A 21,321-nucleotide genomic window follows, 5' to 3' on the forward strand; every position below is an offset into this window, starting at 1 on the left:
GCTGAGGGAGGTTCGGGTCACCACCCGGTGGTTAGTGGCCACCTCGGCACGGTTTCCGGGCCGTACAACCCGGGCGAGGAACGTCCACCGCTCACCTGATGTTGGATACCTTGACTCATGACAATAGTACTCGTCAAGAGTGCTCAGCATGTTGACGTGTGACAAGATGACTCACGCCTCTTGACGTGCGCCTACCGTCGCGTTCATGCGGCTCATGGGTGCTCACGAGATCCGGATGCGGCTGGGCGGGATCAGCCGCCAGCGCGTCTACGCGATCACGTCGCACCGCTCGTTCCCGGCCCCGATCGCCGAGCTTCAGCAGGGCAAGGTGTGGCGTGCCTCGGACGTCGAGAAGTGGATCGCGAAACACCGGCCGGAACTGGCTGGTGAGGACGAAGAGTAGGCGCTCACGGCGCCAGCCTGGATGCTCCCGAACACAATCCCGCCGATCTCCTTGCCCTCAACAGGTGTCGTTCGGCGTGCCAGGGTGGCCCCGGTCACCGGTGAGGTTCCGGGGGATCGTCCGGCGACCAGCGGCCACCTCGGCACGGATTAGGGCCGTGCGGTCCGGCCTGAGTTGTCCCGCTTTGCCGACGAGGGAGCCTTCCAGAGGATGACACGCCAGCACGCCGCGACGGCGATCCGGCGGAACGGACGATGACGTTCATTGCCCAGGTGCCCGCGACATCAGGATGGTGGCCAGCACCTCCGGCAGGCGGCCTTGCCTCTCGCGCGAGCCTCGTGGGCGCTCACAGCCTCGACCTTGTTGACGTTCCGCCTGTTTTTCTCTGCTTGGCGCACACCTTGGCGGTAGCCGGGACAGTCCACGTCCCGGTGGAACGTGCGGCCTCCTGTTGTGACAATCCCGACGGTGTGGCCTCGTGGCCATTCATTGGCGAGCTGGACTGGTACGGCTTGGGCATCCCCTGACTGTCCAGTGGTCCCCTTGGTGCGCCGTCGATCGTCTCCACGTCGCACGGCTACTCCGCTGCCCAGCGTTCGGCAAGCGCGTCGACCTCCGCCAGGAACTGGGACATGTCGTCATCCGAGAGCGCTCTGAGCAGCTTCCAGAGAAGTAGCATCTCTGACTGGACGATGAGACCAGGATCGAGATGATCAAGTTCACTGGTGTCGCCAGTCGTTGTGGCGGTGATCAGCTTTTCAGCGACGGCGGGATCGAGATCGAATCCTGTACCGGCCATGTCGGCCCGGGTATCGGCGACGAACCGGATAATGTCCGCTGTGCTGGAGAACGCAAGCTGACGCTGGCGGGCTGCGAGGAAGAAGGCGGCGCCAACGACCAGACCAAGCTCGTCCCATCCCTTCTCGTCCAGTTGCTCACAGTGCTGGCGGTAGGCATCTGCGTTTCCCTTGACAAGTTCCCGGATAAGATCCAGGTGGGTGTCTCGGTCAGCCACGTTCTCTTTCCCTTCGCTCTTTTCTCAAACTCGCAGCCTTGAGGACAACCGCGAGCGCTGCGGCGGCCGTGACAGCCAGCGCCTCCGCGGCGTCGCCGGGTGTTCCTACTGCTGTAGGGTTCCGTGGCGGTGGCGGCAGCTTCTGCGTGGTCGACGTGGTGCCGTCCGGCCGTGCCTCGGCCAAGAAGTCGACAAGGTCCTTCACCTTTTCGCCGATCGACTCGGCCTGGTGCGTTGTCCGTTTCGCGAATCGGCGGAAGCCATCCTCCGCCCGTTCGGCCTCCTGGACGAGTTGTTCCCCGCCGGGGGCTGAGTCCGTAGCTCTGCCTCTGGATGGAACTGACCCCGGGGCTATCTCGTTGGCATAGGAGGCGAAGTGGTCGGCGGCTTCGCTGAGCAAACGGGCCGCTTTGCCCGCCTTGGCGGCGGCCTCGCTGCTCGCAACAATCGCCGCTCGGACCAGTGCATGGTCGCTGCCGCGTGCCACGTCACCAAGGATGCCGTGTACCTGATCTGCCTCGGCCTGACCCCGGCTCGCCCCGACGGCACCCCTGTCGAGGCGTTCGATCACCTTGGACAACCGGGACACCACCTCGCCGACACTGCTCACCCCAGCTTCTCCTGGAACTCGCTTGTGGAAGCCACGCTGGTGTCGAGACGGCGTACGACCAGAGTCAACTCGTCGGTGGCTGCCTTGAGGCAGGCCAACCCTTCCTTGACCTCGGGATGCTCGCTGTCGTGTAGGGCGTCGCGGGCAAGTTGGGCGGTGTCGACGCTGTCCGTGGTGACGGCCGCGGTGATCTGCTTGGCCACACCAGCCGCAGCGATCGCCCGTCCTAGCTTGACCTTGATCTCCTCGATGCTCACCGCGCCTCGATCGTGATCAGTCCGCCCGGTGATTCTCGGGGGATCGCAGCTGTCGATCGGCTAGACCATAGCCCGGCTCGGCGTACCGGAGGAAGGTCTTGCGGCGGTCGACGGTGTCGCGGTCCCGGTAGACGTGACCGGCGGTTTCGAGACGGTCGACGACCCCGGTCACCGAGCCGGACGAGAGGTTCAGCTCGGCGCGCGGGTCTCCGGGAGTGAGCGGCCGGTCGGCCAGGTCGGCCTCCATCACCAGTAGCAGGGCGTGCAGGTCGGCGTGGCCGAGCGGATTGCGGGCGGCGAAGGATTCGCCGATGTGCTGGACGTGCGCGACGTAGAGCCGCAGCTGACTGACGATCGAACTTATCGTGCGGGCTCGGTTCTGCCGGCCGGGACGACCGTACCCGGCCGCCCCGGCCGCCCGGCCCGAGCCGGCGCTCCAGCGTCGAGTCCCGGTGACGGTGCTGTTGCGAATATATTTAGTCTTCTTTATAGTTCGACGACAATTGATGGCTTGCCATGCGCCGGCCGAGCCGGCACCGTCGAGCGTCGGAGGAATCGTGAGGCGTACCCACAGAAAGCTCCTGCTGGCCGGGCTCGTCGCGGCAGCTACGGCGATCGCGGCGGTCGCCACGCTGCCGGTGACGGACGTCGCCGCGCGGGCGGCCTCGACCCCGACCGCATCGTTCGCGAAGGTCTCCGAGTGGGGCTCGGGGTGGGAGGGCCGCTACACCATCACCAACGGTGGCAGCACCGCCATCACCTCCTGGCAGGTGCGGTTCGACCTGCCGGCCGGGACCACCGTCGGCTCCCACTGGAACGCGACGCTGACCAGCAGCGGCCAGCGGCACACCTTCGGCAACGTCTCCTGGAACGGCCGGATCGCCCCGGGCGCCTCGGTGACCTTCGGCTTCATCGGTAACGGCTCCGGCGCGCCGACCGGCTGCCAGCTCAACGGCCAACCGTGCGGCGGCGGCACCGGGCCCACCCCGACCCCGACGGCGACGCCGACCGGCGTACCGCCGACGGTCCCGCCGGGCGGCGTCACCCCGGTCGCGGCAAACGGCCAGCTCCGGGTCTGTGGCCGGCAGCTCTGCAACGCCGCCGGCAAGGCGATCCAGTTGCGCGGGATGAGCACGCACGGTCTCCAGTGGTACGCCGACTGCGCCACCCCCGCCTCGCTGGACGTGCTCGCCCGACAGTGGCAGGCGGACGTGCTGCGGATCTCGATGTACATCCAGGAGGGCGGCTACGAGACCGACCCGCGCGGCTTCACCGACCTGGTGCACAACTACATCGAGATGGCGACGACCCGGGGCATGTACGCGATCGTGGACTGGCACATGCTCACCCCCGGCGACCCGAACCACAACCTGGAGCGGGCGCGCACCTTCTTCGCCGAGATCGCCGACCGGCACCGGGCCAAGAACAACGTGATCTACGAGATCGCCAACGAGCCGAACGGGGTGGCCTGGAGCGCCGTCAAGAGCTACGCCGACCAGGTCATCCCGGTGATCCGCAGTCGCGACTCCGACGCGGTGGTGCTGGTCGGCACCCCCGACTGGTCCTCGCTCGGCGCCTCCGGCAGCGGCGGCGGTGCCGACGTCATCGCCGCCAACCCGGTCGACGCCGGCAACGTCATGTACGTCTTCCACTTCTACGCGGCCTCGCACGACGACTACTACCTCGACACGGTCCGCAGCGCGGCCGACCGGCTGCCGCTCTTCGTCACCGAGTTCGGCACCCAGGACTACTCCGGCGACGGGCCGAACGACTTCGCGATGGCCCAGCGCTACCTGGACCTCTTCGCCAGCCGGAAGATCAGTTGGGTGAACTGGAACTTCTCCGACGACTTCCGCTCCGGTGCGGTCTTCACCACCGGCACCTGCGCGGCGGGCGCGTTCGGCGACACCGCCCGGCTGAAGGAGGCCGGGCGGTGGGTCCGGGACCGGATCCGCACCCCCGACGACTTCTGACGCCGGCCGCCGCAGCCCGGCCAGACGCCTCCCACGCCACCCCGGCCGGGACCTTCGACCCGGTCGGGGGTGCGGGCCGGCCCTGCCCCCACCATCCTGCCGCCGAGCAGGTTGAGGGCAGGACGATTGGAGGCGCCATGAAAGCGCTTGTGTACGGCGGTCCGGGGCAGAAATCCTGGAAGGACGTTCCCGACCCCACCATCGCCGATCCCCGCGACGCGATCATCAAGGTGGAGACCGCGACGATCTGCGGTACCGACCTGCACATCCTGGGCGGTGACGTCCCGGCCGTCGAGCCCGGCCGGATCCTCGGGCACGAGGCCGTCGGCACCGTCGTCGACGTCGGCTCCGGGGTCAGCGGCCTGAGCGAGGGTGACCGGGTCCTGGCATCCTGCATCTCGGCGTGTGGCGTCTGCCGCTACTGCCGCAGCGGCAGCTACGGGCAGTGCCTCGGTGGCGGCGGCTGGATTCTCGGCCACCGGATCGACGGCGTACAGGCGGAGTACGTCCGGCTGCCCTTCGCCGACCTGTCGACGTACAAGCTGCCGGCGAACGTCACCGACGAGGCCGCCGTGATGCTCACTGACATCCTGCCCACCTCCTACGAGGTGGGTGTGCTCAACGGCCAGGTCCGGCCGGGCGACACTGTGGCGGTGGTCGGGGTCGGGCCGATCGGGCTCGCCGCCGTGCTGACCGCCCGGCTCTACTCCCCGGCGCACATCATCGCGGTCGACCGGGCGGCGAGCCGGTTGCAGGCGGCCAAGCAGTTCGGGGCGGACATCGCGGTCAGCGCCGACGAGGATCCGCTGGAGGTCGTCCGGGCCGTCACCGGTGGCCTCGGCGCGGACGTGGTGCTGGAGGCGGTCGGCACGCCGCAGTCGTTCGAGACGTGCACGACGCTCGTCCGCCCCGGCGGCCGGGTGGCGAACATCGGCGTGCACGGCAAGCCGGCGACGCTGCACCTCGAAGACCTGTGGATCAAGAACGTCACGATCACGACGGGACTGGTCGACACGTACTCGACGCCGAACCTGCTCACCATGCTGGCCGCCGGGCAGCTCGACGTCGGCCACATCATCACGCACCGCTTCCCGCTCGGGGACATCATGGCGGCGTACGACGTCTTCGCCCGGCCGGCCGAGACCGGCGCGCTCAAGGTCGTGCTCTCCGCCGGCTGACCGTCGGGCGACCGATGACGGGCGAGCGGCAGGCGGAGACGGGCGAGCGGCAGGCAGAGCGGCGGGCCCCCGACCCTCATCGGGTCGGGGGCCCGCCGGCTCGTGCTCGTGTCGGACGCGGTTCCGTCAGGCGGTGGCGGTCGGCAGTTCGCGGACCACGGCGACCGGGCAGTGCGCGTGGTGCAGCAGTTGCTGGCTGATCGAACCGAGCAGCAGACCGCGGAACCCGCCACGACCGCGCGAACCGACGACCACCAGTTGGGCATCCTGGCTCGCGTCGACCATGACCCGGCCGGCCGGGCCCTCTATCACCTCGACAATCACCTTGACCTGGGGATGCACGGCCTGCCAACCTGCCAGCAGCTCGTCGAGCTCGGCCTGCTCGGCCGCCCCCTGCACCGCCGGCTCGTAGTCCGCCGGCCGCCAGCGCGGCGCCGGAGCCGTCCAGGCCCGGACGACCCGCAGCTCCGTGCCGCGCGCCACCGCCTGCTCGCCCGCGTACTGGAGAGCGAAGAGGGCACTGTCGGAGCCGTCGACGCCGACGACGACCGGGCCGGCCGGCGGGGGCGTCTCGCCGCGTACCACGACGACCGGGCAGTGCGCGTGTGCCGTGACGGTGATGCTGGTCGAGCCGAGCAGGAGGTCGGCGAAGCCGCCGTGTCCGCGACTGCCGAGTACCAGCAGGCGGGCCTTGCGGGAGAGTTCCCGCAGCACGACCGCTGCCGCGCCGTCCACGACGGTGCCGGTCACCGTCACCTCCGGATGGGTCTGCCGGGCCTGCGACACCGCCGCGTCGACCATCTTCCGGGCGTCCTCCCGGGCGCCCTGATCGGGCCAGTTACCGGGTACGGGTGCGATCGAGCCGGCGACGGCCTGCCACTCGAACGCGAAGATCAGCCTGACCGGGACACCGGCGCGGGCGCCCTCGTCCAGCGCCCACCCCAGGGCAGCCTGGGCACTCTCGGATGCGTCGTATCCGACGACGACGGGTTGGGTCTTCATGGCGGTCCTCCAACCAGACTCTCTACCGGAAGTCAACCGCGCCGGGCCGCCCCGCCCAAGGGCCGGTCGCCGGTCCGGTACGTGACCTTCGGCCCGCCGGCCGAACGCGTCGGGCCGGCAGCCGACCCCGGTCGAACGCGTCGGGCCGGCAGCCGGCCCCGGTCGAACACGTCGGGCCGGCAGGCGACCCGGCCGAACGCATCGGGATCGGCAGGCGACCCCGGCCGAACGTATCGGGCCGGCGGCGGTCGGCGGCAACGGCCGATGGCCCCGGACGTCCGGGCCACCCGGCCCTGCCCGATCCAGGGCCGGAAGGCGTGCCATGGAGGGGGAGACCTGCCGTTGCGGTGGGGCGAGTTCGCCGTGAGGAGAGAGGCAATGCGGAACTGGACGGTACGGGACGTCATGACCACCGAGGTCGCCGCCGTGCCCGAGGACGCCACCTACCGGGCCGTGGTGGACCTTCTCGCCGAGCGTCGGATCAGCGCGGTGCCCGTCGTCGACGTGGCGGGCAGGGTCGTGGGGGTGGTCTCCGAGGCCGACCTGGTCTACAAGGTCGAGTTCGCCGGCGCCGTGACCCGGCGGCGGAAGTACCCCACCCGGCGCCGGTCGCCCCGGGAGAAGGGCGGCGCCCGGGTGGCGGGCGAGCTGATGAGCTCGCCGGTGGTGACCACCGGTCCGCAGACCTCGCTGCACGCCGCCGCCCGGCTGATGACCGAGAAGGGCGTGAAGCGGCTGCCGGTGGTGGCCGAGGACGGCGCCCTGATCGGGATCGTCTCCCGTTCCGACCTGCTGAAGGTGCACCTTCGCCCCGACGAGGAACTGCGGCACGACATCGCGGACGGGCTGCTGCTGCGGACGCTGTGGCTGGAGCCGCTCGCGGTCGAGGTCGCGGTCGACGGCGGCCTCGTGACGCTTCGCGGTCGCCTCGACCGGCGCAGCCTGGCCGAGCTGACCGTTCAACTGGTCGCCGCCGTGCCCGGGGTGGTCGGTGTCGAGGACCACCTGACCTACGACCTGGACGACGTCGAACCGCCAGGCTCCCGGCGGAGCCGGGCCGTCCCGTCCCGTACCGCATAGCGCCGGACGGGCCCCAGCCCGCCTCCCGGCCGGGCACCGCTGTGGTCCTGTCCGCCCTGTACGCGGGACCTTCGCCCCTTGGGCCGTCCCGTGGAGCCGGCAAGGCTGTAGTTGCGGAGGCCTGCCCTGCCGACACAGTGGAGGAACGACATGAACTACCGGATCGCGATCAACGGGTTCGGCCGGATCGGCCGCAACTACCTGCGGGCACTACTGGACCGGCGTCTCTTCGACGACGGCTTCGAGGTGGTCGCCGTCAACGACCTGTGGGAGCCGGCCGCCCTGGCCCACCTACTGGCCTACGACTCCACGTTCGGCCCGCTCGACGCCGAGGTCAGCGTCGACGGTTCGGCGATCCTCGTCGACGGGCGCCGGATCGAGACCTCCCGGGAACGGGAGCCGGAGCGGCTGCCCTGGGCACAGTTCGGTGTCGACCTCGTGATCGAGGGGACCGGGAAGCTGCGTACCCGGGACGCGGCGGCCGGCCACCTCAAGGCCGGCGCCCGGCGGGTGCTGATCTCCGCGCCCGCCAAGGACGTCGACGCGACGATCGTGCTCGGTGTCAACGAGTCGACCTACCACCCGCGACAGCAGGTGATCTCCGCCGCCTCGTGCACCACCAACTGCGCGGCGCCGATGGTCAAGGTCCTGCACGACGCCTTCGGCGTGGCCCGGGGTTACCTGACGACGGTGCACGCGTACACGAACGACCAGGCGGTGCTGGACAGCCCGCACAAGGACCTGCGCCGGGCCCGGTCGGCGGCCGTCAACATCATCCCGACCAGCACCGGAGCGGCCAAGGCCATCGGTCTGGTGCTGCCCACCGTCGCCGGCCGGCTGGACGGTGTCGCGCTACGGGTGCCGGTGGAGGACGGCTCGGTGACCGACCTGACCTGCGAACTCGACGTACCCGCCACGGTGGCGGAACTCAACGACGCGTTCGCCACGGCCGCGGACGGCCCGCTGCGCGGCGTGCTCCGCTACACGGACCGGCCGATGGTCTCCCGGGACGTCGTCGGCGACCCGGCCTCCTGCGTCTTCGACGCCGCGCTCACCCAGTCGGCGGGGGCGCTGGTGAAGGTCTTCGGCTGGTACGACAACGAGTGGGGCTACGTCAACCGTCTCGTCGACCTCACCTCCCTGATCGCCGGTAAGGACTGACGGCAGGCGGTCGGGCCATTGGTCCCTGGGCGGTCGTGGCGCACCGAGGTGCGATTGAGGAGACCACGAAGGAGGTTGTGATGTCGACGATCACCAAGGCACGTGGCGGTCTGACCCCGCTCGAGTGGGTCAACAACCTGTCCCTGTTCCCGTTCCTGGCGCCGGCCATCCCGGTCGAGGAGTTCCTCGAGGGCGAGACCTACACCGTCCGGGCGGAGCTGCCGGGAGTCGACCCGGCCAAGGACGTCACCGTCACCTGTGCCGACGGTGCGCTGCGGCTGCACGTCGTGCGCTCCACCGAGCACAGGGACCGGACGCGTTCGGAGTTCCACTACGGGTCGTTCTACCGCACCGTCCCGCTGCCGGCGGGCGCCCGGGAGGAGACCGTCTCCGCCGCGTACGCCGACGGCATCCTGACGATCACGGTGCTCGTGGGCAAGGTCGAGAGCACCGGCAAGACGATCCCGATCGCGATCGGAACGAGCACCACGATGTGAGTGTCGGTGCGCGCATCCTGCGCGCCAGGAAGTCGGGCTCGGTCATCCCACCGAGCCCGATGGCGTCGTCACGGCGAAAGGGGAGACCCATGAACCGCACCCGCGACCTGCTCGCCGAGCATCCGTTCGTCGCCGGGCTGGCCCCGGATCGGGTGGACCGGCTCGCCCTCTACGCCCATCCGGTGTTCCGCAACCGTGGCTACCGGCTCTTCGCGAGCGGACGACCGGCGACGCGCTTCTGGTTGCTGCGCACCGGGGAGGTGGCGCTGGACCTGCACACTCCCGGCCGTGGCGACGTGGTCATCGAGAACCTGCGGGGCGGTGACGTACTCGGCTGGTCCTGGCTCTTTCCGCCGCAGCGGTGGCAGTTCGGCGCGATCGTGGTCGAGCCGATCCGGGCGATCGAGTTCGACGCGCCCGGCGTCCGGTCGCTGATGAACGACGACAGCGGGTTCGGCTACGAACTCACCCGCCGGTTCTCGGCCGTGATGCTCGACCGGCTCCAGGCCACCCGCACGCGCCTGCTCGACCTCTACCGCTACTCGGAATCCGCCGGCTGACCGTCATCCGGCCCGGCCGGGCGCCGCCGGGCCCTGGTCGCGAGACCCGGAGCGCGGAGCGCGAGACCTGGCGGCGGCGGCGACCGCGAGACCCGGCACGGCGGCGACGGCGACGCAGGCCGCCAGGTCGGCGGCGGAGAGTGCCGCGGTGCCGAGCAGGTCGCGCAGCGGCGGCACCAGTACCCCGGCCAGTTGCAGCAGCGCCGAGACCAGTACCGCCACGGCGAGGGCGGGGTTGCGTGGACCGCCGGGCCGGCGTGGTGCCCGGACGGCCAGCGCGATGCCGAGCTGCCCGAGGCCCAACACCACGAAGATGATCGACTGCCACGGCCGGTGCAGCGCGTGGGCCCCGACACCGGCCGCCAGGACGACGGCGGCGAGCAGCGCGCCGGTCAGCAGCACCCCGTGCAGCAGTCCGGCACCGAGCACCGACTCCTGCGGTGGGCGCGGCGGGCGGCGCATGACGCCCGGTTCGGCGGGTTCCGCGCCGAGCGCCACCCCGGGTACGCCGTGGGTGAGCAGGTTGACCCAGAGGATCTGCGCCGGCAGCAGGGGCACGGCCAGGCCGAAGAACGGCCCGGCCAGCATCACCAGGATCTCGGCGACGCCGCCGGCGAGCCCGTACCGCAGGAAGCGGCGGATGTTGTCGTAGATGCGGCGCCCCTCGGCGATCGCGGCGCCGACGGTGCCGAGGTTGTCGTCGACAAGCACCAGGTCGGCGGCCTGCCGGGCGACCTCGGTGCCGCCGCCCATCGCGACCCCGATGTCGGCCCGGCGCAGCGCCGGGGCGTCGTTGACCCCGTCGCCGGTCATCGCCACCACGTCGCCCCGGGCCTGGAGGCCCGCGACGATGTCCAGTTTCTGCTCCGGCTGGATGCGGGCGTAGACCCGCTCGTCACCCCTGGTGGTGCCGCCGTCCCGGTGGACCGGGTGGGTGGTCCCGTCGTTCCGGTTGGCCGTCCCGTCGTTCCGGTTGATCGTCCCGTCGTTCCGGTTGATCGTCCCGTCGTCGCCGAGGACGATCCCGTCGCCGTGCCGCCAGATGCCGAGCTGGCCGCCGATGGCGGCGGCGGTCGCCGGATGGTCACCGGTGATCAGCACGAGGCGGATGCCCGCCCGGGCGAAAGCGGCCGCGGTCTCCGGCGCCGCCGGCCGGACCGGGTCGCCGATCGCCACCAGCCCGGCCGGCCGCAGGCCGCGTACGGTCTGCGGGTCCGGCGGTGCGTCGAGCGTCGCGGTGGCGATGGCGAGGACGCGCAACCCGTCGGCGGCGAGCCGGGCGGCGTGCTCCAGCAGCTCGGGCGGTGTTTCGGGTACGAGGGGCGGCGCCAGCACCGACTCCGGCGCGCCCTTGCACACCACGAGGTAGCCCCCGTCGGGGCGGCGGTGCACCGTCACCATCCGGCGGGTCTCCTGCTCGAAGGGCAGCTCGGCGATCCGTGGCCAGGCGGCACGCTCGGCGTCCTGGTCGAGCCCGCACCGGCCGGCGAACGCGAGCAGCGCGGCCTCCAACGGGTCGCCGACCGGCGTCCACCGCGGACGATCGGCGGACGGCGCCGCCAGTACGGCGTCGTTGCAGAGCAGCACGGCGCGGGCCAGGTCCCGCAGGCCGGAGTCGGGACGGACCGCCCCGCCACCCGCCGCACGCGCGTCACCGACCCCACCCGTGCCGTCGGTGTCGCCGGTGCCGTCGGTATCGCTCGTGCTGCCAGTGCTGCCCGTGTCGCCCGGCTCGTCGTAGAGCTCGCCGTGCGGGTCGTACCCGTTGCCGCGTACCCGGTAGGCGGCACCGCCGACGGTGACCACCCGCTGCGCGGCCATCCGCCCCTCGGTGACCGTGCCGGTCTTGTCCGAGGCGACGACGGTGACCGAGCCGAGCGTTTCCACCGCGTGCAGCCGCCGGGGGATCGCCCGGGTGCCGGCCATCCGGCGGGCACCGAGCGCCAGTGCGAGGGTGACCACGGCCGGCAGTGACTCGGGCACGGCGGCGACGACGAGGCTGACCGCGGTGACGGCCATGTCGACGACGGCCTGCCCGCCGACCACCCCGATGACGAAGACGGCGGTCGAGAGCGCCACCGCTGCCAGCCCGAGGACGCGGCTGAGCCCGGCGAGCCGGCGTTGCAGCGGAGTGGGTGCGGGCCGGGTCGTCGCCACGAGGGTGGCGATCCGCCCGAGGGCGCTGGCCGGACCGGTGCGGACGACGGTGCCGGTGGCGCGCCCGGTGACGACGACCGTGCCGGCGTACGCCTCCGCGCCGGCCGGGCGGGCGACCGGGACCGACTCGCCGCTGAGCGCCGCCTCGTCGAGCTGGAGCCGGTGCGCCTCCGTCAGCAGCAGATCGGCCGGTACGACATCGCCCGGCTCCAGGTGCACCAGGTCGTCCCGGACCAGCTCGTCGGCGGGTACGACCAGATGCCGGCCGTCCCGCTCGACCCGGGCGGTCGGTGCGGCCATCCGGTCCAGCGCGGCGATCGCCCGATCCGCCCGCACCTCCTGGACCACGCCGATCGTGGAGTTGACGATGACGACCAGCGCGATGACGGCGGTGTTCGAATGGTCGCCGAGCGCCGTGGTCACCACGGCGGCGGCGATGAGCAGTGCGACCAGCGGGTCGCTGAGCTGGTGCGCGATCCGGGTGGCGAGGTGCCGGCGGGCCGGCGCCGCCACCGTGTTCGGCCCCTCGGTGCGGAGCCGGGCCGCTGCGTCCTGCGCCGTGAGCCCTCGGGGCGTCACGGGTGCGGTGGTGGGGGCCATGCCTCCAGCCTGCGGCCGAATCCCCTTCGGCGGCAGGGCCGGCGTGCTGGGGTGATTTGGGACCTTGGACCTTGACCAGACAGCGGGGTGCGCTCAGAAGGTGACCAGGCCGTGGGCGCGGAACTGGTCGCGTACCCGGTCCAGCAGCTCGGGGGAGGGCGGCGGGGTGTCGGCGAGCGGGAACCGCAGCCCGAGGGCGGCGTACTTGGCCGCGCCGAGCCGGTGGAACGGCAGCACCTCGACCCGCTCGACGGTGGTGAGCGCGGCGGCGTGCCGGGCCACGGCCGCCACGTTGGCCGGCGCGTCGGTCAGGCCGGGCACGAGCACGAAACGGATCCACATCCGGTTGCCGCGCTCGGCGAGCCGCCGGGCGAACCGCAGGGTCGGGGCCAAGTCGCCGCCGGTCACCCGCCGGTAGGTCCGCGGGTCGCCGGACTTGATGTCGAGCAGGACGAGGTCGGTGGCGTCGAGCAGCGCATCGCTGGCGCGATCGCCGAGGGCGCCGGAGGTGTCGAGCGCGGTGTGCAGGCCGGTCTGCCGGGCGCGGCGCAGCAGCGCCTCGGTGAAGGCGGGCTGGAGCAGCGGCTCACCGCCGCTGACGGTGAGGCCACCACCGGCGACCCGGATGAAGCGGGTGAACCCCGAAACCACCGTCCACAGCGCATCGACGTCGGTACGCTGTGCCGGCCGCATCCGCCAGGTGTCCGGGTTCTGGCAGTAGCGGCAGCGCAGCGGGCAGCCGGCAAGGAAGACCACCAGCCGGGTGCCGGGACCGTCCACTCCGGTCGAGATGTCCCAGGAGTGCACGGCCCCGGTCAGCGCAGCCCCGGCTCCGGTGGCCGTCCGGGCGATGGTGGTCGTGCTCACAGCGACCCGTGGAAGGTACGGGAGATCACGTCGCGCTGCTGCTCGGGCGTGAGCCGGACGAAGTTGACCGCATAGCCGGAGACCCGGATCGTGAGCTGCGGGTAGCGCTCGGGGTGGGCCATCGCGTCCTCCAGGGTGGCCCGGTCGAGCACGTTGACGTTCATGTGATAGCCGCCCGCGTCGGTGTAGCCGTCCAGCACGCCGACCAGGTTGCCGACCTGCTCCTGCCGGCTGCGGCCGAGCCCGTCCGGGGTGACGGTGCTGGTCAGCGAGATCCCGTCCCGGGCGCTCGCGTACGGCAGCTTCGCCACCGAGAGGGCGGAGGCGACCAGGCCGTGCCGGTCGCGGCCGTTGCCGGGATTGGCGCCGGGCGCGAACGGCTCACCCGCGCGCCGCCCGTCGGGCGTGTTGCCGGTGTGTTTGCCATAGACCACATTGGACGTGATGGTCAGCACCGACAGCGTCGGCTCGGCGCTGCGGTATGTCGGCTGCCGGCGCAGTCTCGCCATGAACGCCTCGACGAGCCAGACGGCGATGCTGTCGGCGCGGTCGTCGTGGTTGCCGTAGCACGGGAAGTCACCCTCGACCGCGTAGTCGACCGCCAGACCGGATTCGTCACGCAGCACCTTCACCCTGGCGTGCTTGATGGCCGAGAGGCTGTCGACGGCGACGGAGAGGCCGGCGATGCCGGTGGCGAGGAAGCGGTGCACCGGATAGTCGTGCAGCGCCATCTCCAGCCGCTCGTAGGCGTACCTGTCGTGCATGTAGTGGATGACGTTGAGTGCGTCGACGTAGGTGGCGACGAGCCAGTCCAGGGTCTTCTCGTACGCCGCCGCGACCTCGTCGTAGTCGAGGATTTCGCCGCCGACCGGTGTCGTCGGCGGGGCCACCTGCGCCCCGGTCAGCTCGTCCCGCCCGCCGTTGATGGCGTAGAGCAGCGCCTTGGCAAGATTGGCGCGGGCGCCGAAGTACTGCATGTCCTTGCCCACCCGCATCGCCGAGACGCAGCAGGCGATCGCGGTGTCGGTGCCGTACGCCGGCCGCAGCAGCTCGTCGTTCTCGTACTGCACCGCGCTGGTGTCCAGGGACACCTGGGCGCAGAACCGCTTGAAGCCCACGGGCAGGCCCGGTGACCAGAGTACTGTCAGGTTCGGCTCCGGTGCCGGGCCGAGGTTGTAGAGGGTCTGCAGGAACCGGAACGTGGTACGGGTGACCAGGGTCCGGCCGTCCTTCCCCATCCCGCCGAGCGCCTCGGTGACCCAGGTCGGGTCACCAGAGAAGAGCTGGTCGTATTCGGGCGTACGCAGGAACCGGATGATCCGCAGCTTGATGACCAGGTCGTCGACGAGTTCCTGCGCCGCCTGCTCGGTCAGCCGCTCCTCGGCGACGTCCCGCTGGAGGTAGATGTCGAGGAAGGTGGCGGTGCGGCCGAGCGACATGGCCGCACCGTTCTGCTCCTTGGTCGCCGCCAGGTAGGCGAAGTAGAGCCACTGGACCGCCTCCCGGCCGGTGGTCGCCGGGCCGGCGATGTCGTACCCGTAGCCGGCCGCCATCTGCTTGAGTTCCTCCAGCGCCCGGACCTGCTCGGCCAGCTCCTCCCGGTCGCGGATGATCGCCGGGGAGGAGGGGAATCCGTCCAGCCGGGCCCGGTCGGCGAGCCGGCTGGCGATGAGCTGGTCGACGCCGTAGAGCGGCACCCGGCGGTAGTCGCCGATGATCCGGCCCCGGCCGTAGGAGTCGGGCAGCCCGGTGATGACGTGCGAGCGGCGGGCCCGGCGGACCGCGTCGGGGTAGGCGTCGAAGACGCCGTCGTTGTGCGTCTTGCGGTGCCGGCTGAACGTCTCCTCGACCTGCGGGTCGAGGGTGTAGCCGTAGGCGGCGAGGGCGCTGGCGACCATGCGGATGCCGCCGGCCGGCATGATCGCCCGGCGCAGCGGCGCGTCGGTCTGCAACCCGACGATCAGCTCCCGGTCGCGGTCGAGATAGCCGGGGGCGTGGGAGGTGATGGTCGACGGGGTACGCGGGTCGACGTCGTAGACGCCGCGACGGCGTTCCTCGGCGAACCGCGGCCCGAGCCCGTCCCACAGCTCCGTGGTCCGTGCCGTCGGGCCGGTCAGAAAGGTGGCGTCCCCCTCGTACGGGGTGTAGTTCTGCCGGATGAACGCTTCCACGTCGATCCGGTACCGCCAGTCGTCTCCGACAAATCCGCGCCAGGCGTCGAGCATCGTCATGGCGTCGAGCATCGTCATGGTCTCCTCCAACCGGGCGGCTCCAGCCTCTCGTTTCCGGCCAGCTCCAGCCTTGGCTCCCGGCGCCGGGCGTGGCAGGGCCGGAAGTCCCTAAAGGAAGGGCCCCCGCTTATCGTTTTCTGTTGTAGCGGGGGCCCTTCCTAACACCTGCGGCGTTGGTGCCGGACGGTCCCGTCAGCGACTGTCGGCGGTCGGCTCCGCCGGTGAGACCAGCGCGGCGCGGCCGGCCTCCAGCCGGGCGATCGGGATGCGGAACGGCGAGCAGGAGACGTAGTCCAGGCCGGCGTCGTGGAAGAACCGGATAGAGTCCGGGTCGCCGCCGTGTTCGCCGCAGACCCCGATCGTCAGGTCGGGTCGGGCCGCCCGGCCCTCCTCGACGGCGATCCGGACCAGCCGCCCCACCCCGGTCGGGTCGATGGACTCGAACGGGGAGACACCGAAGATGCCCAGTTCCAGGTAGCGGGGGAAGAACGCCCCCTCCACGTCGTCCCGGGAGAAGCCCCAGCCGAGCTGGGTCAGGTCGTTGGTGCCGAAGGAGAAGAAGTCGGCCGCCCCGGCGATCTCGCCGGCGGTCAGCGCCGCCCGGGGCACCTCGATCATCGTGCCGATCGGGATCCGGGGCAGGTCGGTCCCGTCGAGGATCCGCCGCGCCTCGACGCGTACCGCCTCCAGTTCCTGGACGGTGGCGACCAGCGGCACCATGATCTCGGGCCGGGTCGACAGCCCTCGGCCGGCGCACTCGGCGGCGGCCTGGGCGATCGCCCGGACCTGCATGGCGAAGAGCCCCGGGACCACCAGGCCGAGCCGGACCCCGCGCAGCCCGAGCATCGGGTTCTCCTCGTGCATCCGGCGTACGGCGGCGAGCAGTGCGCCGTCCCGGCCCGGATCGTGCCCGAGTGCCTCGGCGCGGGCCACCCGGGCGGTCAGTTCGGGCAGCGGCGGCAGGAACTCGTGCAGCGGCGGGTCCAGCAGCCGGATCGTCACCGGCAGCCCGTCCATCTGCTCGAAGATCTCCACGAAGTCGGCGCGCTGCAACGGCAGCAGCGCGGCCAGCGCCGCCTCCCGCTCCTGCTCGCCGTCGGCGAGGATGAGCGCCTCGACAAGCGCCCGGCGCTTGCCGAGGAACATGTGCTCCGTGCGGCAGAGCCCGACGCCCTGGGCGCCGAACTGCCGCGCCCGGGCCGCGTCCGCCCCGGTGTCGGCGTTCGCGTGCACCTCCAGCCGCCGCAACCGGTCGGCGTGCGCCATCAGCCGTCCTACGGCGTCGAGCAGCGCGTCCTCGCCGGCCGCCGTCTCGCCCTGGAGGTGGCGCAGCACGGGCGAGGCGTGCACCGGCACCTCCCCGGGGAAGACCTCCCCGGTCGCGCCGTCGATCGAGACGACGTCGCCCTCGGAGACCACCGTGCCGCCGACGGTGAACCGCCCGGCCTCGGTGTCGACGTCCAGCGCGTCGGCGCCGCAGACGCAGGTCTTGCCCATCCCACGGGCCACCACGGCGGCGTGACTGGTCTTGCCGCCCCGGGAGGTGAGGATGCCCTGTGCGGCGATCATGCCGGGCAGGTCGTCCGGGCTCGTCTCGCGCCGGACCAGGATGACCCGCTCGCCGTCGGCGGCGCGCCGCGCGGCGCGGGCCGCGTCGAAGACCACCCGCCCGCTCGCCGCACCGGGCGAGGCCGGTACGCCGACCGCGAGCGGCGCGGGCGCGGCCGCACGGTCGAAGCGCGGGAACATGAGCTGGGCCAGTTGGGTGCCGCTGACCCGGCGCAGCGCCTCGTCCAGGTCGATGACGCCCTCGTCGACGAGTTGCGCCGCGATGATGAACGCCGCCGCCGGGGTGCGCTTGCCGACCCGGGTCTGGAGCATCCAGAGCTTGCCGCGTTCGATGGTGAACTCGATGTCGCAGAGGTCGCGGTAGTGGTGCTCCAATTTGTCCATGATGGACATCAGCTGGTCGAAGCTGTGCGGGTCGATCTGCTCCAGATCCTGCAACGGCACGGTGTTCCGGATCCCGGCGACGACGTCCTCGCCCTGGGCGTCGGCCAGGTAGTCGCCGTAGACGCCGCGCCGCCCGGTGGCGGGGTCGCGGGTGAAGGCGACCCCGGTGCCGGAGTCGGAGCCGAGGTTGCCGAAGACCATCGCCATCACGTTCACGGCGGTCCCGAGGTCCTGCGGGATCCGCTCCTGCCGCCGGTACAGCACCGCCCGCTCGGTGTTCCAGGAGGCGAAGACCGCCTCGATCGCCAGGTGCAGCTGCTCGCGCGCCGACTGCGGGAACTCCCGGCCGGTGTGGTCGAAGAAGACCTTCCGGTAGACCTCGACCAGGTGTCGCAGGTCCGCCTCGCCCAACTCGGCGTCGGTGGTGACCCCGGCGTGCGACCGGTGCGCGGCGAGTTCCCGCTCGAAGTCCTCGCCCGGCACCCCGCACACGGTCCGGCCGAACATCCCGATCAACCGCCGGTAGGAGTCCCAGGCCGCACGCGGGTCGCCGGTCTGCCCGGCCAGCCCGTGCACGGTCACGTCGGTCAGGCCGATGTCCAGGACCGTCTCCATCATCCCGGGCATGGAGAACTTCGCCCCCGAGCGCACCGAGAGCAGCAGGGGGTTGCGGGCGTCGCCGAGCGTCCGGCCCGCCCGCCGCTCCACCTTCCGCAGCTCGGCGTCGACCTGGTCGACGAGTCCCGCCGGCACCTCACCGGCGGCCAGGTACGCCCGGCACGCCTCGGTGCTGATCGTGAATCCGGGCGGCACGGGCAGGCCCAACCGGGTCATCTCGGCGAGGTTCGCGCCCTTGCCACCCAGTAGATCCTTGAGGTCCTTGCCACCCTCGCTGAAGTCGAACACGTACCTGGGCATCACCGGCCGCCTCTCGTCGGGTCGACGTGGGTCGTCATATCGGTGGTAACAGGGCGCCGGCCTCGGGCCACAGGGCCGGAGGAAGCCCGTCGGCGGGACCTTCGCCCCGGCTGCAAGGAAGGGCCCCCGCATATCGTTTTCTGTTGTAGCGGGGGCCCTTCCTTGCACCCATACTGCGAGCGAGCGAGTTGAGGGAGAGTGCAGTGCCGAGGAGCCACGACTACGCGTTGACCGTCACCTGGACCGGGGCCGGTGCGGCGGGCACGGTCAACTACCGCGACTACGGCCGGGACCACGAGGTCAGCGCCGCCGGGCCGCCGCCGCTGCCCGGCTCCGCCGACCCGACGTTCCGGGGCGATCCGGCCCGCTGGAATCCGGAGCAGCTGCTGCTGGCCGCGCTCGCCCAGTGCCACATGCTGTCGTACCTCAGCCTCTGCGCCCGGGGGCGGGTGGTGGTGACCGGCTACGTCGACGAGGCGGTCGGCACGATGGTGGAGAGCGGCGACGGCGGGGGCGCGTTCACCGAGGTGGTGCTCCGCCCCCGGGTCACCGTGGCGGCGCCGGAGATGGCGGAGCGGGCCGCCGAGCTGCACGAGCGGGCACACCGGCTCTGCTTCATCGCCAGCTCGGTCACCTTCCCGGTACGCCACGAACCCGTCACGGTCGTCGCCTCCGGCCGCTGAGCGTCGTCGCCTCCGGCCCCTGTGCGGCCGCTGAGCGTCGTCGGCCGGGGCCCTGTCGACGCGGTCAGGCCGGGATGCGGTCGGCGGCGGGCGCCGCCAGACGCCGGGAGTTCCGCACCGCCATGGTCTCGATGTCCCGTTCGGCGAAGCCGGCCTCCAGCAGCCTGTCGGCGAAGAGCGCGAGACCGTCCTCGACCGGCGGGTTGAACGGCTGGCCCAGGTCGCTGGAGAGGACCGAGTGCGCGACGCCGACCGCCCGGATGTTGCCGAACAGGTCCGGCCAGGAGACCTTTCCGGTGTACGGGGTGGTGAAGCAGCGCTCCAGCAGGGCGCCGGCCTCGGCGAGTTCCCGCTGCTGCGCCACGGGCAGCCGCTGCGAGGTGAACTCGGGATGGGTGACGACGATCCGGCGTACCCCCTCCGCGCGGGCGGCGTGCACCACGGCCACGATCTCCGGGCCGGCCAGGTGCCCGGTGGCGAGCACCAGATCGTGCCGGGCGATCACCCGGAGCACCTGGCGTACCGGCTCCAGCACCCGACCGTCGGGGTCGACCACCTCGACGGCTGCCGGCACGATGCCCTGGGTGTGCAGGTCGGCCTGGAGCGCGCCCCACATCGCCGGCTTCGCTCCCGGCAGGTCGGCGGCGTGGCTGCGGCGCTGGTTGCCGGCGTCGACCGTCGGCATCCAGACGACCCGGGCGCCCTGCCGGCCGGCGATCTCGACGGCGACCGGGTTCATCCCGCCCATCGCGCCGTTCAGGGTCACCGCGCCGAGCACGTCCACCCCGGGGCGTACCCTGCGGACCACGGCCGCCCGCTCGGCGGTCGCCACGTAGTGCGACTTGAGGACGAAGCCGGCGAGCCCGACCTCGGCGAAGCGCCCGGCCAGGTCGAGGTCGTCGATCCGCCGCGCCATGACGTCGGGCGCGACGTGCACGTGCGTGTCGTACGCCCCGGCGACCAGGGCACGGGCGCGGGCGGAGGGGACGGGGTGCTCGGACATCGGAACTCCTTCGGGGATGGGCGGGATGACGGGCCGGCGGGGTCGCTCAGCCCGGACCGGTGGGATCGGCCCGGCCGCCGCCCCGGCGACGGATCGCCGTCGCGGTCCTGGCCAGGGTGGACTCGACGTGTCCCAGGTGCCGCCGCATCGTCGCCTCGGCGGTCTCCGGATCCCGGGCGGCGATCGCCTCGACGATCGCGGTGTGTTCCGCGAGGGACTGGGCCGGCCGGCCCGGCACCAGGATGGTGCGGTACTGGAAGCGGACGAGCTGGGCCCGCAGGTCGGTGATGAGCCGGGACGCGGTCCGGTGCCGGGACGCCTCGATGATCGCGGCGTGCAGCTTGGCGTTCCCCTCGGAATAGCCGAGCAGGTCGTCGGCGGCCAGCTTGCGTTCCATCCGGCCGAGCAGCCGGCGGATCGCGGCGATCTCCCGGGCGGTGGCGTTCAGCGCCGCCTGCCGGGCGGTGAGCGCCTCCAGCACCGCCCGCACCTGGAGGATCTCGACGGCCTCCGCCTCGGTGACCAGCCGCACGTGCGCGCCCCGGTTCGGGGTGAGCACGACCAGCCCGTCCTGGCCGAGCCGGACCAGCACCGTGCGGACGACCGCCCGGCTGACCTGTAGCCGGGCGGCCAGCTCCACCTCGATGAGTCGCTCGTTCGGCATCAGCTCGCCCCGGTGGATCTCCTGCCGGAGCTGGTCGTACGCCTCGTCGGCGGATCGGGTCGGAGCCCGCCGCCGCCCGGCGGCCGGCGGCGGTTGCGATGGCGGTTGCGGCGGTTGCGGCGGTTGCGGCGGTTGCGGTTGTGCGGATTCGGTCATGCTCCGGTCACCGCCGGCATCCGCGCCCGGCCCTGCGACCAGACCCGGCCAAAGGGACCGGCCCGTGCGTTGCGGGCGAAACTCTGTCCGGTGTCCGGCATCGGTCAACATCTGGGCGATCTGGGCGGGGGCCGCAACGGAACCGATCCGGAGGGTGACACTGGAGCGTCGGGTCCGCGGGGTCCACCGTGTCGACGGGGATATGCACGCGTCGGACCTTAGCCGCAGTGTGCCCGCCCGCCGGGCAGTACGCCCGGCCGGCGCGGCCCCGGTCGGTCGGGTCGGCGGGTCGCGGGCAGCCCGCCACCTCCCAGTCCAGCGCAGCTGACCGCAACTCTGTCTCCAGGATCATC

At 71.9% G+C, this 21,321-nt stretch carries 19 protein-coding genes; 8 read left to right on the plus strand and 11 right to left on the minus strand.

Annotation, left to right across the window (positions count from 1 at the left end):
• The first annotated feature begins 205 nt into the window (after window positions 1–205).
• A complete protein-coding gene (locus ACN27G_RS01530) occupies window positions 206–403 on the plus strand; it encodes a helix-turn-helix transcriptional regulator (protein ID WP_421490978.1) in 198 nt (65 codons plus the stop codon).
• Window positions 404–980: 577 nt separating this feature from the next.
• Here the strand turns inward: ACN27G_RS01530 and ACN27G_RS01535 are convergent.
• The 4 genes from ACN27G_RS01535 to ACN27G_RS01550 are packed head-to-tail and all read right to left on the minus strand — an operon-like array spanning window position 981 to window position 2,916.
• Complete coding sequence (locus ACN27G_RS01535) at window positions 981–1,418, minus strand: hypothetical protein (RefSeq protein WP_421490979.1); 438 nt, start codon at window positions 1,416–1,418, stop codon at window positions 981–983.
• Window positions 1,411–2,028: a hypothetical protein gene (locus ACN27G_RS01540; protein ID WP_421490980.1), complete on the minus strand. Its 618-nt coding sequence runs from the start codon at window positions 2,026–2,028 to the stop codon at window positions 1,411–1,413. The genes ACN27G_RS01535 and ACN27G_RS01540 overlap by 8 nt, the downstream gene beginning before the upstream one ends.
• Window positions 2,025–2,285 carry a hypothetical protein gene (locus tag ACN27G_RS01545; protein WP_421490981.1) on the minus strand — a complete coding sequence of 87 codons (261 nt, stop codon included), beginning with the start codon at window positions 2,283–2,285 and terminating at the stop codon, window positions 2,025–2,027. The genes ACN27G_RS01540 and ACN27G_RS01545 overlap by 4 nt, the downstream gene beginning before the upstream one ends.
• A gap of 16 nt (window positions 2,286–2,301) precedes the next feature.
• Window positions 2,302–2,916 carry a MarR family winged helix-turn-helix transcriptional regulator gene (locus tag ACN27G_RS01550; protein ID WP_421490982.1) on the minus strand — a complete coding sequence of 205 codons (615 nt, stop codon included), beginning with the start codon at window positions 2,914–2,916 and terminating at the stop codon, window positions 2,302–2,304.
• A gap of 7 nt (window positions 2,917–2,923) precedes the next feature.
• Between ACN27G_RS01550 and ACN27G_RS01555 the strand changes: the two genes are divergently transcribed.
• Window positions 2,924–4,258, plus strand: coding sequence for a cellulase family glycosylhydrolase (locus tag ACN27G_RS01555; protein ID WP_421490983.1), 1,335 nt, complete (start codon window positions 2,924–2,926; stop codon window positions 4,256–4,258).
• Window positions 4,259–4,395: 137 nt separating this feature from the next.
• On the plus strand, window positions 4,396–5,436 hold the full coding sequence (locus tag ACN27G_RS01560; RefSeq protein ID WP_421490984.1) for a zinc-dependent alcohol dehydrogenase family protein: 1,041 nt from the start codon (window positions 4,396–4,398) through the stop codon (window positions 5,434–5,436).
• Between the two features lie 126 nt (window positions 5,437–5,562).
• Here the strand turns inward: ACN27G_RS01560 and ACN27G_RS01565 are convergent, their stop codons facing one another.
• Window positions 5,563–6,438 (minus strand): universal stress protein, encoded by an 876-nt coding sequence (locus ACN27G_RS01565; protein ID WP_421490985.1) that lies wholly within the window; start codon window positions 6,436–6,438, stop codon window positions 5,563–5,565.
• A gap of 378 nt (window positions 6,439–6,816) precedes the next feature.
• Between ACN27G_RS01565 and ACN27G_RS01570 the strand changes: the two genes are divergently transcribed.
• From ACN27G_RS01570 to ACN27G_RS01585, 4 genes are all read left to right on the plus strand, one after another.
• Window positions 6,817–7,518 carry a CBS domain-containing protein gene (locus ACN27G_RS01570; RefSeq protein ID WP_421490986.1) on the plus strand — a complete coding sequence of 234 codons (702 nt, stop codon included), beginning with the start codon at window positions 6,817–6,819 and terminating at the stop codon, window positions 7,516–7,518.
• 150 nt (window positions 7,519–7,668) lie between these two features.
• The gene (gene gap, locus ACN27G_RS01575; RefSeq protein WP_421490987.1) at window positions 7,669–8,679 is read left to right on the plus strand and encodes a type I glyceraldehyde-3-phosphate dehydrogenase; all 1,011 of its coding nucleotides are present in this window, start codon (window positions 7,669–7,671) and stop codon (window positions 8,677–8,679) included.
• An 80-nt stretch (window positions 8,680–8,759) separates the two neighbouring features.
• On the plus strand, window positions 8,760–9,176 hold the full coding sequence (locus ACN27G_RS01580) for an Hsp20/alpha crystallin family protein (RefSeq protein WP_421490988.1): 417 nt from the start codon (window positions 8,760–8,762) through the stop codon (window positions 9,174–9,176).
• Window positions 9,177–9,265: 89 nt separating this feature from the next.
• Complete coding sequence (locus ACN27G_RS01585; protein ID WP_421490989.1) at window positions 9,266–9,736, plus strand: Crp/Fnr family transcriptional regulator; 471 nt, start codon at window positions 9,266–9,268, stop codon at window positions 9,734–9,736.
• 3 nt (window positions 9,737–9,739) lie between these two features.
• Here ACN27G_RS01585 and ACN27G_RS01590 read toward each other — a convergent pair whose 3' ends face one another.
• The 4 genes from ACN27G_RS01590 to ppdK form a co-directional block, all read right to left on the minus strand.
• Window positions 9,740–12,493 carry a cation-translocating P-type ATPase gene (locus ACN27G_RS01590; protein ID WP_421490990.1) on the minus strand — a complete coding sequence of 918 codons (2,754 nt, stop codon included), beginning with the start codon at window positions 12,491–12,493 and terminating at the stop codon, window positions 9,740–9,742.
• A gap of 93 nt (window positions 12,494–12,586) precedes the next feature.
• Window positions 12,587–13,360 carry a pyruvate formate-lyase-activating protein gene (gene pflA, locus ACN27G_RS01595; protein ID WP_421490991.1) on the minus strand — a complete coding sequence of 258 codons (774 nt, stop codon included), beginning with the start codon at window positions 13,358–13,360 and terminating at the stop codon, window positions 12,587–12,589.
• Window positions 13,357–15,591 (minus strand): formate C-acetyltransferase, encoded by a 2,235-nt coding sequence (pflB, locus tag ACN27G_RS01600; RefSeq protein ID WP_421497199.1) that lies wholly within the window; start codon window positions 15,589–15,591, stop codon window positions 13,357–13,359. Before pflB ends, pflA begins: the two co-directional genes overlap by 4 nt.
• A 192-nt stretch (window positions 15,592–15,783) precedes the next feature.
• Window positions 15,784–18,462 (minus strand): pyruvate, phosphate dikinase, encoded by a 2,679-nt coding sequence (ppdK, locus tag ACN27G_RS01605; RefSeq protein WP_421490992.1) that lies wholly within the window; start codon window positions 18,460–18,462, stop codon window positions 15,784–15,786.
• 203 nt (window positions 18,463–18,665) lie between these two features.
• On the opposite strand from ppdK, the gene ACN27G_RS01610 reads away from it, so the two are divergent.
• Window positions 18,666–19,145: an OsmC family protein gene (locus ACN27G_RS01610; protein WP_421490993.1), complete on the plus strand. Its 480-nt coding sequence runs from the start codon at window positions 18,666–18,668 to the stop codon at window positions 19,143–19,145.
• 64 nt (window positions 19,146–19,209) lie between these two features.
• On the opposite strand, the gene ACN27G_RS01615 is transcribed toward ACN27G_RS01610, so the two are convergent.
• Window positions 19,210–20,148 carry a DUF6282 family protein gene (locus ACN27G_RS01615; protein WP_421490994.1) on the minus strand — a complete coding sequence of 313 codons (939 nt, stop codon included), beginning with the start codon at window positions 20,146–20,148 and terminating at the stop codon, window positions 19,210–19,212.
• 46 nt (window positions 20,149–20,194) lie between these two features.
• Window positions 20,195–20,968: a GntR family transcriptional regulator gene (locus ACN27G_RS01620; protein WP_421490995.1), complete on the minus strand. Its 774-nt coding sequence runs from the start codon at window positions 20,966–20,968 to the stop codon at window positions 20,195–20,197.
• Window positions 20,969–21,321: the final 353 nt, after the last annotated feature.

The sequence above is a fragment of the Plantactinospora sp. WMMB334 genome (genome assembly GCF_049179095.1).
GTDB lineage: Bacteria > Actinomycetota > Actinomycetes > Mycobacteriales > Micromonosporaceae > Plantactinospora.